This window comes from Nonomuraea sp. B12E4, from assembly GCF_039871825.1.
GTDB lineage: Bacteria > Actinomycetota > Actinomycetes > Streptosporangiales > Streptosporangiaceae > Nonomuraea.
On record NZ_JBDPME010000001.1, the window covers coordinates 918,072 to 932,263 of the forward strand.

Here is a 14,192-nt window from a genome sequence, read left to right on the forward strand (position 1 = left end):
GCGGCCGAGGGCGAGGATGGGGGGATGGACATCATGGAGCTGATGGAGCGCTCGAAGGACGCCGCCACCGTCAAACGCGTCTTCGGCGAGCCGATCCAGCAGGGGGACGTCGTCGTCATCCCCGTCGCCCGGGTCTCCCAGGGCGGCGGGGGCGGTCAGGGCCAGAGCAAGGGGGAGAAGAACGGGGAGGGCACCGGCAGCGGCGGCGGGTTCGGGCTCATCGCCACGCCCGCGGGGGTCTATGTGCTCAAGGACGGCGACGCGCACTGGCGGCCCGCCGTCGACGTCAACCGCGTCGTGCTCGCCGGCCAGATCGTGGCCGTCGTGCTGCTGCTGACCCTGCGTACGCTGATCAAGAAGCGCCACAAGCGCTGAGGCCGTGGTGCCCGCCTCATAAGGTGGACGCCATGACCTCTTTGACGCAAATAGCCGCCTTCGGCGGGGTTGTGATGCTCGGAGCCATGTCACCCGGCCCCGACTTCGCGGTCGTCGTGCGCCGCTCGGCCGTGTCCGGGCGGCGCCACGGCATGGCGGCCGCGGCCGGGATCTCCGTGGGGGTGTTCGTGTGGGTGGGGTTCCTCGTGGTGGCCAACGTGGTCGGCGCGCTCCGCAGGCTGTTCGACCGGCCGGCCGTGCGCAGGACGATCGACGGCCTCACGGGCGCGGCCCTCATCGCCCTCGGCCTCAAACTCGCCACCGCCGCCCGTGCCTGAGCGGCCCTCACATCACGCTCATGACACGGCCACGCCGAGCAACTGCCCCAGCCCGAACGTGACGGCCGCGGCGCCGACCCCCAGCACCAACTGCCGCACCCCGCCCAGCCACCACGGCCGCGCCGTCATCCGCGCCACCACCGCCCCGAACCCGAACAACGCCGCCACGCTCAGCACCAGGGTCACCACCAGCCCGGACGCCCCGAACAGGAACGGCGCCAGCGGCACCAGCGCCCCCGTGGCGAACGCGCAGAACGACGACGCGGCCGCCACGTGGGGCGAGGGCAGGTCGTCCGGATCCACCCCCAGCTCCTCCCGCACGTGCACCCGCAGCGCCTGCTCGGGATTGGTCGACAACCCGGCGGCCACCCGGCTCGCCAGGTCCGGATCCAGCCCCCGCGCCCGGTAGAGCGCCGCCAGCTCGGCCTGCTCGCCCTCGGGATCGCGGGCCAGCTCCCGCCGCTCGATGGCGATCTCGGCCCGCATCAGCTCGGTCTGCGACTTGACCGACGTGTACTCCCCGGCCGCCATGGAACACGCCCCGGCGATCAACCCCGCGAACCCGGCCAGCACCGCCCCGCGCCCGGCCCCCGCCGCCCCCACGACCCCGGCGATCAACGCGAAATTGGACACCAGCCCGTCCATCGCCCCGAACACCGCCGGCCGCAACCAGCCACCGGTGACATCACGGTGACTGTGGTGCTTCTCAGCGGAGTACGGCCGGGTGAGCTCGATAGTCATAAGCCCCTCCATTTACGAACATCAGCTCAGCAAATGTAGGGATCCGGAGAAGCCCACGCAACGCAGGAAAGCCTTGCCTGACCTGCGATGTTCTAAAGAGGCCATGGCAGCGGTCAGGGTCCAGTAAGGTCATCTCGTCACTCGGTGTGATCGTGCGAATGCGTATGGCCGCGAACGTGTGCGGCATGCGAGACTCGGGTTATGGAAGGTGGCGAGGACATGAGTGCCCTGCCGATCGAGGGTTGGCTGGTCGCGCATCCGCCTCCTCGCGAGGCGCTGCTTTTCCCGCTCGGTCGCCCCACTGGTTACACCGTCGACGACTGGCTCAAGCTGCCCCAGACCGGGGAGCGCATCGAGTTGATCGACGGGAGTTTCGTGGTGCACGGTGTGCCCGCCCCCAATCACGCCATCTGCGCCAAGCGGTTGGTGCGCCTACTGGATGACGCCATGCCGGACCATCTGGAGGTGGCCGAAGCGGTCGGAGTGGTGGTGGGGGAGGACGGCTTGATTCCCGACGTCGTGGTCGCGGACGCGGATGCGATGTTCTCCGGAATCCAGGCTGTCTCGTTCCCCGAAGTGGTGGCAGTGGCGGAAGTCGTGAGCCCGGGGATCGGCAACAAGAAGCGCGATTACGAGATCAAGCCGCCGAAATACGCCGCGGCAGGCATCCCCGTCTTCATCCGCGTCGAGCTCGAAGGACAGGGCGCGCCTCGGGTGGAGGTCTTTCACCTTGTCAGCGGGCGCTACGAGCTCGCTACCGCGGCCGGGGCAGGCGAGACCCTCCACTTGTCCCGGCCGTTCCCGGTCTCCTTCGATCCCGCGCTCCTGGCCGGCCGCCGCAAAAGCTGAGCCGGCCCGGGGTCAGGCGTGGATCGGGGCCGGGGTGGTGGGGATCGCCGGCTGGGGGCCGTGGATCAGGGTGATGCAGTCGGTGATGGTGTCCTCCAGGAGGCGGCGCAGGAGCGAGTCCGGGTCCGGGATGCAGGCCTGGACGATGCCCACGACCGCGAGCTGCACCGCGTTCGGGGCGGCGTACCGGCGGAAGCCCTTGTGGGTGATCCGGGCCGCGCGGCTGAAGCGCCTGGCCTGCTCGGCCGCGTGCGGCACCTCCGCCATCGCCCGCCGGCTCTCCGCGCTGAGCCGTCCCGACGGGGCGCCGTCGAGGCGGGCCAGCATCTCCTCCGCCGCCAGCACCGACACCGCCAGCGCGAGCTGGCGCTCGGCCGCCGCCACCGGCAGCGCCGTCGTGGCGCAGCGCAGCGCGATCCGCGCGTCCACGCGCAGGTCGTCGGTGGCCAGGCCGATGATCGACGGCACCAGCCGGACGAGCTTGGCCCGGCTCTCGTCGCTGGTGTTGTCGTTGACGAGGCGGGCGAGCGCGGCCAGCAGCGGGTGCGTGCAGGACGGATGGTCGCTCCACCGCTCCCCGGCCAGATAGGAGGCCAGCTCCATGAAGCAGGCGCCGCGCTTCGGGTTGCGATGCCTGCCGCGGGACAGAACCGGCATGTGATCAAGGTGATTGTCCACGGATGCTCCACTGATCCACGCGATAGCGGTCTTTCCAGTCTGCGCCGATGTACGCGCTGACGCCAGTGATGGGCGTCTTTCCTGTTGTTCCTTCCCCTGTCAGGACTGGACGAACACCGCGACCGTGCGCGCCGGCACCGTGAGCGTGCCGGAGGCCGGATCGAACGACGACCGGCGCACGACCGGATCATCGGATCCGGCCTGTACGGGATGGAGCGAAACCTCCTGCCCGGCCAGCGACTCCATCACCTGCGCGCAGGCCGAAGGCGTCGCGTTGAACACGACGGTGACCGACTTCCATCGCGGATCCAGCCCCGTCGTGTCTATGCGCATGGCGATCACCCCCTCGGCCGCCGCGTCCGGGAACGTCAGCCGCCGCTGCACCTCGGAGAGGGACCCCAGCGCGAAGGCGGGCGTCGAGGCCCTGATCCGCAGCAGCTCGCCGTACCTGGCCCGGGCGGCCTGGATGGCCGCGCAGCCGGGCCGCAGTGCCGGGTCGGCGAGCAGCGGCCGGGCGTACGGCCATTTGCCGGCGTTGTCGGCCCGGGGCGGCAGCCCCGCGCCGAAGCCGTTGCCCGCCGCGCAGTCCCACAGCAGCCGGTTGAACCAGTCGCCCGAGTCGTAGGAGTTGCGGTCGAGCGACTTGGACCGCAACCGCTCGCTGCCCGCGTGCACGAACGTCGTCCCCTGCGCCAGCACCGCCGTGGCCAGCGACAGCGCCTGCATGCGCACCCGGTCGGCCATCGGCGTGGCCTGCGGCAGCTTGTAGGCCAGCGCGTCGAACAGCGTCTCGTTGTCGTGCGCGTCCACGTACGTCACCGCCTCCCCGGGCGCGGCCGTGTACCCCGCGGGCGAGCCGTTGTAGTCGATCTCCGAGCCCTTCTTGCCCGAGGGCAGCACGTAGTCGCGCAGGTTACCGGTCAGGCCCACCTTGATGAGGTCCGTGTAGGCCGCCAGCCGGGCCCGCTGCTGCTCGGCCGTGCCGTTGGCCGGGGCGCCGTTGGGCGCGCCCGCCAGGCCGGAGCCGAACCCCTGCACGCGCGGGTCGGCGTCGAACGGGCCGCCACCGCGCACCGCGTCCCGCAGCCGGTCGGTGAACGTGCCGATGCCGGTGCCCGCCAGGTTGGCCTGCGTGGCCTGCTCGAACCTGGCGTCGTCCGCCACCTCGCCGAAGTTCCAGCCCTCGCCGTACAGGATGATCGAGGAGCCGTCCACGCCGTCCTCGGCCACGGTCAGCGCGTCGAGGGCGCGGCGCACGGCGAGCAGGTTGGCCTTGGGGTGGTGGCCCATGAGGTCGAAGCGGAAGCCGTCGATCTTGTACTGGCGGGCCCAGGTGACGACCGAGTCGACGATCAGCCTGCCCATCATGGCGTGTTCCGGGGCGGTGTTGGCGCAGCAGGTGGAGGTGGCCACCGTGCCGTCGTCCAGCAGCCGGTGGTAGTAGCCGGGCACGATCGGGTCGAGCACGCCGGTGGAGTGGGTGTGGTTGTAGACCACGTCCATGACCACGCGCAGTCCCGCCCGGTTGAGCCCGGCGACCATGCCCCTGAACTGCCTGGTCCGCTCGTCCGGGTCGGTCGCGTAGGAGCCCTCCGGCACGGTGTAGTGCAGCGGGTCGTATCCCCAGTTGAAGGAGTCGGTCGCGGCCGTGCGCGCCACGCACTCCTGCTGGAGCTCGGAGTCGGGCGGCAGGGCCGCCAGGTCGCAGTCCGGCTCGGTCCGGTCCGCCGCGCGCTCGGGGACCGTGGCGAAGTCGAACACCGGCAGCAGGTGCACGTGCGTCAGCCCGTCCGCGGCCAGCACCCGCAACTCGCGCATCCCGGCCGAGTCCCCGCCGAAGGCCGCGTACGTGCCGCGCCGCCCGGCCGGGACGCTCGCGTCGGAGGCGGAGAAGTCACGCACGTGCAGCTCGTAGATCGACGCCCGGTCCTGGGGCACGGCGGCGGGCTTGGCCAGCCGGTCCCAGCCGGGCGGCTTGAGCGCCGCGCTGTCCAGGCTCACCAGCCTGCCGCGCTTCCCGTCCGGGGTGACGGCCAGGCTGTAGGGGTCGGTGACCTCGTTGGTGACGACCTTGCCGGCGCCAGGGGAGTAGACGGTGACCAGGAAGGTGTACTCGCGCCCCATCCAGTCCGGGAGCCCGCGCACCGACCAGATGCCGGTTGCGTCGTCGCGCCGCATCGGGTGGACCGTGCGCGAGCGCCCGTACAGGGCCAGTTCCACCCGCTGCGCGGTCGGCGCCCACAGGGCCAGCCGCGGGGCCACCCGCCCGGCCGGGCCGAGCGGGGCGGTGGCCGCCGCGGCGTACACGTCGTCGAGCACCCCGGGGATCTGCACGCCCGTCGCCGCCCGCAGCGCGCCCTCGGCGTCGCGGGCGACGGCCACGACCTGGCCGCGCAGCGCCCGCCGCACCAGGCCGGCGTCGCGCCGGTCCACCTTCAGCGCGGTGTACGCGGCCAGGTGCGGCCACCGGCGTTTCTGCTCGTCGCTCAGCGTGCCCGGGGTCAGCCTGATGGTCCGCGGGTGCCCGGTCAGGCCGCCGGCGCCGACGGCGATGTCCCCTCCGGGGCTGAAGGCGAGCGCGTGCCGCAGGGCGGGGTCGGTCTGCCAGGCCACCGTGTCGCGGTCGATCCAGTGGGCTCTGGCCTCGGCCAGGTCGGCGGGCGCGTCCGTGTCGTCGCTCCGCTGGATGGTGTGGGTCAGGCTCCTCGCCCCCTCGGCGCGTGGCACTCCGGACACGGCCCCGTCGCCGGCCGGCGGCCGCGCGGGGGAGGCCCCGGCGGCTGGTCCGGCGGCGCCCCAGCGATGGTCGTTCCCGCTTGAGAGGCGGTGATGCGCGGTGGCGCGGATCTCCGCCGCGGCCGCGGGCGGGGCGCCGGCGATCCCCGCGGCGGCCAGCACGACGGCAAGCACGGCGATCGGCAGAGGCTTCGACGCGCGGGCCGGGGGGGTGGGAGGGACGACCCTGAGCGGCCGGGGAGCGGGGGATGACGGCCAGATCACCGCGGCCTCCACACGTCATGACGTCGAGGGTGTTGCCCGGAAATTACTCACCAAAGCTGATCTTTGCAATACTTTCTGGAAATTTCTGCAACGGCCCAAACGACTTCCTGGCCCGCGCGCCAGCAGACGCGCCGCAGGCCCCGGTGCACAATGCGGAGAAATCTACCGCTACCTGCGGAAACATCGAAGGCGCAGGCCACGGGACCGGCTCGGGCACGCGGGTGGATCAATGTAACAACTTGCGGAAACCTTGCGTCCTGATCTACCGGTGGACGTCACGTCGGCGTAACCTCCGGCGTACTCCGGCAGTGAGGAAAGGGACATGCGACGACTCTTACCGGCCGTGGCGGCCGTCGCGGCATTCACTCTGACGATCTCCGCGTGCGGCGGCGGTGGCGAGACCGCGAGCACCGCCCCGGCGGTTTCCGACCCGTCGCAGATCAAGGGCGAGGTGACGTGGTGGGACACGACGCGCCCGGACAGCGAGGGGCCGACGTTCCAGGCGTTGATCAAGGAGTTCGAGGCACAGCATCCGCAGATCAAGGTCAACTATGTGAACGTGCCGTCGGACCAGGCGCAGAACCAGTTCCAGACCGCCGCTCAGGCCGGATCGGGGGCGCCGGACGTGATCCGCTCGGAGGTGGCCTGGACCTCGCAGTTCGCCGCGCTGGGCTACCTGCAGCCACTGGACGGCAGCCGCGCGGTGGACCGGCCGGACGACTTCCTGCCCGGGCCGTTGTCCAGCACCAAGTTCAACGGCAAGACCTACGCCGTGCCCCAGGTGACCGACACGCTGGCGTTGATCTACAACAAGCGGCTGTTGAAGGAGGCCGGGCACGAGACGCCGCCGGCCACCGTCGCCGAGCTGAAGCAGACCGCCCTCGACGTCAAGACCAAGACCGGTGCGGCCGGGCTCGCGCTCAACGTGGACTCCTACTTCCTGCTGCCGTTCATCTACGGTGAGGGCGGCGACCTGCTGGACGTGGCGAACAAGAAGATCGTGGTCAACTCGCCGGCGAACGTGAAGGCCATTCAGGCCGTGGCCGACCTCATCAGCTCCGGCGCCGCGCCCAAGCCCGCCACCACGGAGAGCTACGCCAACGCCATGACCGCCCTGAAGGAGGGCAAGGCGGCGATGATCTACAACGGGCCGTGGGCGCTCTCGGAGATCCACCAGGGCAAGGAGTTCCAGGACAAGGCCAACCTGGGCATCGCCCCCGTCCCGGCCGGCTCGGTCAAGGCCGCCGCGCCCACCGGCGGCTGGAACCTGGCGATCTACGCCGGGTCGAAGAACATCCCGGCGGCGTACGAGTTCGTCCGGTTCATGACCACGGCCCAGGCGCAGGCGAAGATCGCCAAGGAGGTCAGCCTGCTGCCCACCCGTACCTCCGCCTACGCCGACCCCGCCGTCCAGGGCAACGCGGACGTGGCGGTGTTCAAGCCGATCATGGACACGGCCGTGCCCCGCCCGTGGATCCCCGAGGGCGGGCAGCTCTTCCAGCCGCTGCTGGAGGGCTACCAGGCACTCGTGGGCGGCGAGTCCGCGCCCGCGGACATGCTCAAGCGGGTCGACGAGCAGTACCGCGGGATCATGAAGGACTGGAGCTGACAGGTGGCGGTCTCCACCGGAGGCGTACAGGCCGCGGGCGCCTCCGCCCGCGGCGGGCGCCCCGACGGGCCGGGCCCGCTGCGGCGGTCGATGTCGACCCACTGGTACGCCTGGGCGATGATCGCGCCGGCGGCCGTCGTGATGCTGGTCCTGATCGGCTGGCCGCTGGTGTGGGGGGTGTACCTGTCGCTGACGGACGCGACGGAGGCCACCATCGGCCGCACCATCGGGGTCAACGTCATCCCCGCCACCTACGAGTTCGTCGGCCTGGACAACTACCTGCGGATCCTCACCAGCGACCTGTTCTGGGACAAGCTGCTGTGGACCGTCGTCTGGACGGTCGCCTGCGTGAGCCTGCACTACGGCATCGGGCTCGGGCTGGCCCTGATGCTCAACCGCAGGCTCCGCCTGCGCTCCCTCTACCGGGTGCTGCTGATCCTGCCCTGGGCCGTCCCCGCGTTCGTGGCCGCCTTCATCTGGCGCTACCTCTACAACAGCGACTACGGCGTGATCAACGGCTTCCTGAAGCTGGCCGGCCTGTCCGGAGTGGGCTGGCTGGACGACCCGGCCACGGCCAAGATCGCGGTGATCGCGGTCAACGTCTGGATCGGCGTGCCGTTCATGATGGTCGCCCTGCTCGGCGGCCTGCAGTCCATCCCCGCCGAGCTCTACGAGGCGGCCGAGGTGGACGGCGCCTCCGCCTGGCAGCGGTTCACCGCGATCACGCTGCCCGGGCTGCGCCAGGTCTCCAGTACCGTGGTCCTGCTCGGCACGATCTGGACGTTCAACATGTTCCCCATCATCTTCCTGATCACCGGGGGCGGGCCGGGCAGCGAGACCGAGATCCTGGTCACCTACGCCTTCCGCGAGGCCTTCACCGGGATCCGCGACTACGCCGGCTCGGCCGCCTGGGGCGTGATCATCCTGGCCATGCTCGTGGTGCTCGCCCTCGGCTACCGCCGCACCCTGCGCTCCCAAGGAGACCCCTGGTGACCTCCCCGGCGAACACCGTCCGCGCGCCCCGCCCGCGCCCGCGCGGCGAGCGCGGCCCGCTGGCCTCCATCGGGCTGCACGCGGGGCTGCTCATCGCGGTGGCCATCTCCCTGTTCCCGGTCGTCTGGCTGGTGCTGACCTCGCTCAAACCGCGGAACAGCTGGCTGTCGGCGGAGCTGCAGCTCTTCAACGACACCTCGCTCGACAACTACGTCCGGGTGCTGACCGGCACCGAGTTCCCGCAGTGGCTGCTCAACAGCGTGCTGACCGCCGGGCTGACCATGGTGCTCGGTGTGTTCCTGGCGGCCAGCACCGGCTACGCGGTCAGCAGGTTCCGCTTCCCCGGCCACCGCGGCGTGATGTGGCTGCTGCTGGTCACCCAGATGTTCCCGGTGGCGATCCTCATCGTGCCGCTGTTCAACCTGATGGCCCGGCTGGGGCTGCTCAACCAGATCCCGGGCCTGGTGATCGCGTACATGACGATCGCGGTGCCGTTCTGCGCCTGGATGATGAAGAGCTACTTCGACACCGTGCCGATCGAGATCGACCAGGCCGCGATGGTGGACGGGCTGACCCCGTTCGGCGCCTTCTGGCGGGTCGTGCTGCCGCTGGCCCGGCCGGGCGTCGCGGTGACCGCCTTCTACTGCTTCATGACGGCCTGGGGAGAGGTGGGCTACGCCACCGTCTTCATGACCCAGGAGGACAAGCGCACCCTGGGCGTCGGGCTGCAGCAGTTCGTCGGCCTGCACTGGTCCGACTGGGGACTGATGACGGCCTCGGCCGTGCTCATCGCGCTCCCGGCCGGGGCGGTCTTCCTGCTGGTGCAGCGCCACCTCGTCACCGGCCTCACCGCGGGCGCCACGAAATCCTGACGTTCATCGCGGAGTAATACTTCAAATACCCTACGTGACGGCCATGGTCGCAGGATCCTGAGGACATGGACGGATTCCTGGACGAGACCCGCGGAGGTGTGACCGAGCTACGCGTGCACGGCGCCTCAGGCACCCCGCCGGAGGGCATCCTCAACCACCCCCACCCCAGGCTCGTCGCCGGTGACGGCATCACCGGCTTCTACCGGCGCTGGTGGGCCTCCGGGCCGCCGGCCGGCGACCACGCGGACGTGCCGGACACCCGCCGTCGGGAGGCGTACGCGTGGGGCGGCCTCACCTCCGGCGGCAGGGCGATCGCGCTGTGGTTGCTGCTGCTGCCGTTCTCACTGGCCAACGTGTCGTACTTCATGCTGCCCCGGCCGCCCGGCGGGCGCCGGCTGCGGCACGCGACGGAGGCGGCGCTGCGGCTGTTCGCCCTGCTGCTCACCGGCACGCTCGTCGGCGCCGTCACCCGGGCCGGCGTGGACCTCGTCGGCTGGCAGTGCACCGCCGCCGGCCGGGCCTGCACCCGCCCCACCGCGCCCGGCTGGGTGCACTGGCTGGGCACGCTGTGGGGGGACGAGCCGTCGAAGCGGCTGGCTGTCACGGCGCTGGTGCCGCTGCTGCTCGTCGCCCTGCTCTGGTGGGCCGCCCGGCACACCTGGCGCCGCGACGAGCGCATGGTCCCGCCGCCGGCCGGCGACGAGCGCACGGTTCCCCCGCCGGGCGGTGGGCGGCACGCGGTTCCGCCGCCGGCCGGCGGCGAGCGTGCCGGGGTGCTGCTGGCGCGGCCGCGATTGTGGCACGGCGGCGCGCCGGTGTGGCGGCTGCGGGTGGTGCACGTCTGCTTCGCCCTGGCCACCATCGGGCTGGCCGTGTCGGCCCCGTTCGCGGGCACCACGCGCGGCCTCGTCCTGACCGTGGCCAACGGGGGCGTGCAACTGGCCGCCGCGGTGCTCGTGGCGCTGCCGTGGATCGCCCGGCGGGTGGACCCGCACTCCGGCGAGTCGGCGCCCGGCTGGCTCACCCCGGCCTGCCGGGCGTTGCGCGTGGCCACGCTGGCCGTGCTCGCCGCCACGATCGGGCTGGCCCTGGCCGGGATGCCCGCCGGGCCGGCGGCGCGGCAGCTTCCCGGCGGCGGGTTCGGATCGTTCCAGCTCGCGCTCACCGTCGCGCTCGGGCTGTTCATCCTGGTCACCACCGGTGTGCTGGCCCGCATGGACCGGACCATGGCCGGGCGGCGGCCGCTGTGCGGGATGGCCGCCTGGTTCGTGCTGATGGCGGCCGCGGGCAGCGCCAACGGGCTGGCGCTCGGCGTGCTGTTCTGGACCGCCACGTTCTTCGGCGTGCCCGGCACGTCGGCCGCGCCCGACCCGCTCGGCCGCAGGCTCTTCCTCGACGACCCGGTCTGGTGGACGGCGGCCCTGGTGCCGCTGCTGGCGGTGGGGTTCGCCACCCTCGCGCTCGTCCTGTGGCGGATCCGGGAGAGCCAGGCGCGCCGGCTCGCGCCCGAGCTGCAGCCGTACTACGGCGGGCGCGACTGCGTCACGGTCGCGCGCATGTGGTCGCTGGCCGCGCTCACCGACCGGGCCGGGCTGGTGCTCGGGGTGCTCACCGGGATCGGGGTGGCCGGAACCCTGGCGGTGACCGCGATCGACCGGTTCCGCCTGATCACTCCGGACGGGGGGATCGCGGGGCTGCTCGCCACGCTCGGGAGCTGGGCCATGACCGCCTTCGTCCTCGGGCTGGTGCTGCTGGGCCGGCGGACGTACCACGATCCGAGGCTGCGCAGGACGATCGGCATCCTGTGGGACATCTCCACCTTCTGGCCCCGGGCCGTGCACCCGCTGGCGCCGCCCTGCTACACCGAACGCGTCATGCCCGAGCTGATGGCCCGCGTCGGCGACCTGGCCAGGACCGATCGGGACGAGGTCGTGCTGTCCGGGCACAGCCAGGGCGCCGTCATCGCCGCCGCCCTGGTGCCGCAACTGGGGTCCGAGCTGCGGCACCGGGTGCGGCTGCTCACCCACGGCTCGCCGCTGCGCCGCCTGTACGCCGTCTTCTTCCCCGCCTACTTCGGCGACGCCGGCCTGTCAGCCGTGCGTACGGCCGTGACCTGGTGCAACCTCTACCGGCTCAGCGACCCGATCGGCGGGCCGGCCTTCCGGCAGGTCGATCCGCTCGCCACAGCGAAGGCCGCGAAGGCCGCGGCGGTGCCGGCGGTTCCGGTGGGCGAGGGCGCGGACGGCGCGGCACCGGTGAAGGGGGCCCCGGAGGGCGGGCAGGCGGGCGAGGACGGCGTGGACCGGTTCTGCTGGGATCCGCTGCCGGCCCGGCCCGGGCAGCCGCTGCCGGCCGCCCGCTGGCACTCGGACTACTGGCTGGAGCCCTCCTACGACGAGGCGCTGGCACGGTTGATCACCGCGAAACCCGCCGTCTGAGCGGGCCCCGCTGTAGGGTTTCCGGGGACTCCAGGACCTTTCCGAAGACACGCGGGGGCCGACGGTGAGATGGGTGTTGCTGCTGCTGGTCGCGTCCGGTCTGTGGTGGGCGGCACCGCCCGTCCACGCGGAGGCCCACGCGGAGGCCCACGCGGCCGAGGCGGGCCGGGTGGCGTTCATCGGGGTGCCGGGCCTGCTGTGGTCGGACGTCGACGCCCGTGACACGCCGCGCCTGTGGCGGCTGGCGGGGCAGAGCGGGCTCGGGTCGGTGTCGGTCAAGACCGTGGGCACCCTGGCCTGCCCGTACGACGGATGGCTGACCGTGTCGGCGGGCGTGCGCTCGGCCGTCGGTCAGCGGTGCGGGCTGCCGCCCGAGCCGGTGGCGCAGGGCGCGGGGGCGGTCGTCGCCGAGGTCCCCGGCCTGCTCGGCACACGTGACGGGACCTACGCGGGCACGCTCGGCGAGGCCGTGCACGCCGCCGGCCAGTGCACGGCCGCCGTCGGCCGCGGCGCGGCGCTGGGTCTGGCCGACCGGACGGGCAAGGTCGACCTGTACGCGAGCGAGCCTGGCCGGCTGGCCGACTGGTCACGCTGCCGGGTGCTGGCGGTGGACGTGGACACGCTGGTACGGCCCTACCTGGTGGACGGCAAGCTGCCGCAGGAGCCCGAGGCGATCGCGCCGGAGCGGCGGCGGGCGCTGGCCCGCGAGGCCGACGCCCAGATCGGCACGGTGCTGGACCGGCTGCCCCCGGGCGCCGAGATCGTGCTGGCCGGTATCAGCGACCACGGCTCCGTGCCGCACCTGCGGGTGGCGATGTGGAAGCGCGCGAGCACCTCGGGCGCCTCCAGCGGGACACCCCGGCAGCCCGGCGGGGCGGCTCAGCGGTCCGGCGGGGTGTCCAGCGGGGTGGCCGGGCCGGCCGTCGGGACGAACTCCACCAGGAGGGACGACCTCGTCGTCCTGCCCGACATCACGCCCACGGTCCTCGCCGCCGCGGGCATCGCGGCGCCGCCCACCGTGGTCGGGCAGCGGTGGCGGCTCGGCCCTGCCACCACGCCCGCCGACCTGCGCAGGGACGACCTGGCGGGCGTGTCCGTACGCGGTGCCACCGGCGTGTTCTTCACCTCGTTCGCCGTGCTCCAGGTGGGCTTCTACGTGCTGGCCTACTTCCTGCTGTCGCGCCGCCGCCGGCTCCGGCTGATCGGCTCGGCCGCCATCGCGCTCGCCGCGATTCCCGTCTCCACGTACGCGGTCAACCTGCTGCCGTGGGACCGCGGCCCGTACCTCATCCCCACGGCGGTCGCCGGGGTGCTGGCGATCACGGCGCTCATCGCCACGATCGCGCTGGCCGGGCCGTGGCGGCGCGACCCGCTCGGGCCGCCCGCCGCCGTGGCCGTGATCACCGCCGCCATCCTGGTGGGGGATCTGCTGACCGGGACGACGCTGCAGTTCAACAGCCTGATGGGCTACACGGCCGTGGTCGGCGGGCGCTACTACGGGCTGGCGAACATCCCGTTCGCGCTGCTGGCCACCTCCGTGCTGACGGCCACCGCCATCGCCGCCGAGCACCTCGTACGCGCCGGGCGCAGGAACGCGGCGGTGGCCGTCGTGGTGGGGCTCGGCGTGGTCGCGATGCTGCTGGCGGGCTGGCCCGGGGTGGGCAGCGACTTCGGCGGCGTGATCGCGTTCGTGCCGGGCATCGCCGTGGTCGCGCTGCTGGTGGCGGGCCGGCGGGTGTCGCTGCTGAAGCTGGCCGGGTTCTGCGTGCTGGGCGGGGTGCTGGTGTCGATCATCGCGGTGCTCGACTTCATGCGGCCGCCCGCGACACAGACCCACCTGGGCCGGTTCGTGGGGCAGGTGATCGACGGGACGTTCCTGCCCATGATCGGGCGCAAGCTGGGCGCCATGCTCAACACCATGCTCTCGCCGAACCTCATGCCGATCGTGCTGGCCGGGATGATCTTCCTGGTGTTCGCGGTGCTGCGGCCGGGCAGGGTGAGCGCGGGCGCGGTGCCCAAGGCGTTCGCGCGGGCGCCCATGTTGCGTGCCGGGCTCATCGGAGCCCTGGCCAGCGGGGTCATCGGCATGCTGGTCAACGACTCGGGCACGGCCGTGCTGTCCATGGTGGTGGCGCTCTCGGTGCCGCTCGTGCTGCACGCCGGGGTCCGCGCCATGGAGTCGGGTGACGGGCTGGAGTCGCCGGAGCCGGCGGAGTCCTCCGATTCGCCGGACTCGTCGCCGCCGGGCGATCTGCAGCCGTCCAAGATCTGAAATTATCTTTTAGTTCACCGACAAGAC

Annotated in this window: 11 protein-coding genes; 8 read left to right on the plus strand and 3 right to left on the minus strand. The window is 72.4% G+C overall.

What is annotated here, in order from left to right; translation table 11 throughout:
- Positions 1 to 24: 24 nt before the first annotated feature.
- Complete coding sequence (locus tag ABGB18_RS04255; RefSeq protein WP_347693983.1) at positions 25 to 375, plus strand: spore germination protein GerW family protein; 351 nt, start codon at positions 25 to 27, stop codon at positions 373 to 375.
- Between the two features lie 32 nt (positions 376 to 407).
- Positions 408 to 713 carry a LysE family transporter gene (locus ABGB18_RS04260; RefSeq protein WP_347693984.1) on the plus strand — a complete coding sequence of 102 codons (306 nt, stop codon included), beginning with the start codon at positions 408 to 410 and terminating at the stop codon, positions 711 to 713.
- An 18-nt stretch (positions 714 to 731) separates the two neighbouring features.
- On the opposite strand, the gene ABGB18_RS04265 is transcribed toward ABGB18_RS04260, so the two are convergent.
- Entirely contained in the window at positions 732 to 1,454 is a 723-nt protein-coding gene (locus tag ABGB18_RS04265) for a VIT1/CCC1 transporter family protein (RefSeq protein WP_347693985.1), read from the minus strand.
- 219 nt (positions 1,455 to 1,673) lie between these two features.
- On the opposite strand from ABGB18_RS04265, the gene ABGB18_RS04270 reads away from it, so the two are divergent.
- Positions 1,674 to 2,303, plus strand: coding sequence for a Uma2 family endonuclease (locus ABGB18_RS04270; protein ID WP_347693986.1), 630 nt, complete (start codon positions 1,674 to 1,676; stop codon positions 2,301 to 2,303).
- Between the two features lie 12 nt (positions 2,304 to 2,315).
- On the opposite strand, the gene ABGB18_RS04275 is transcribed toward ABGB18_RS04270, so the two are convergent.
- Both ABGB18_RS04275 and pulA read right to left on the minus strand, forming a co-directional pair.
- Positions 2,316 to 2,960, minus strand: a complete 645-nt coding sequence (locus ABGB18_RS04275; RefSeq protein WP_347693987.1) for a hypothetical protein — start codon at positions 2,958 to 2,960, stop codon at positions 2,316 to 2,318.
- Positions 2,961 to 3,080: 120 nt separating this feature from the next.
- Entirely contained in the window at positions 3,081 to 5,891 is a 2,811-nt protein-coding gene (gene pulA / locus ABGB18_RS04280; protein WP_347693988.1) for a pullulanase-type alpha-1,6-glucosidase, read from the minus strand.
- A gap of 412 nt (positions 5,892 to 6,303) precedes the next feature.
- On the opposite strand from pulA, the gene ABGB18_RS04285 reads away from it, so the two are divergent.
- From ABGB18_RS04285 to ABGB18_RS04305, 5 genes are all read left to right on the plus strand, one after another.
- On the plus strand, positions 6,304 to 7,590 hold the full coding sequence (locus ABGB18_RS04285; protein ID WP_347693989.1) for an extracellular solute-binding protein: 1,287 nt from the start codon (positions 6,304 to 6,306) through the stop codon (positions 7,588 to 7,590).
- A 3-nt stretch (positions 7,591 to 7,593) separates the two neighbouring features.
- Positions 7,594 to 8,583 carry a sugar ABC transporter permease gene (locus tag ABGB18_RS04290; RefSeq protein ID WP_347693990.1) on the plus strand — a complete coding sequence of 330 codons (990 nt, stop codon included), beginning with the start codon at positions 7,594 to 7,596 and terminating at the stop codon, positions 8,581 to 8,583.
- A complete protein-coding gene (locus tag ABGB18_RS04295) occupies positions 8,580 to 9,455 on the plus strand; it encodes a carbohydrate ABC transporter permease (RefSeq protein WP_347693991.1) in 876 nt (291 codons plus the stop codon). Before ABGB18_RS04290 ends, ABGB18_RS04295 begins: the two co-directional genes overlap by 4 nt.
- Positions 9,456 to 9,520: 65 nt before the next feature.
- Complete coding sequence (locus ABGB18_RS04300; RefSeq protein WP_347693992.1) at positions 9,521 to 11,893, plus strand: hypothetical protein; 2,373 nt, start codon at positions 9,521 to 9,523, stop codon at positions 11,891 to 11,893.
- Positions 11,894 to 11,957: 64 nt separating this feature from the next.
- Positions 11,958 to 14,165, plus strand: a complete 2,208-nt coding sequence (locus tag ABGB18_RS04305; RefSeq protein ID WP_347693993.1) for a hypothetical protein — start codon at positions 11,958 to 11,960, stop codon at positions 14,163 to 14,165.
- Positions 14,166 to 14,192 lie beyond the last annotated feature (27 nt).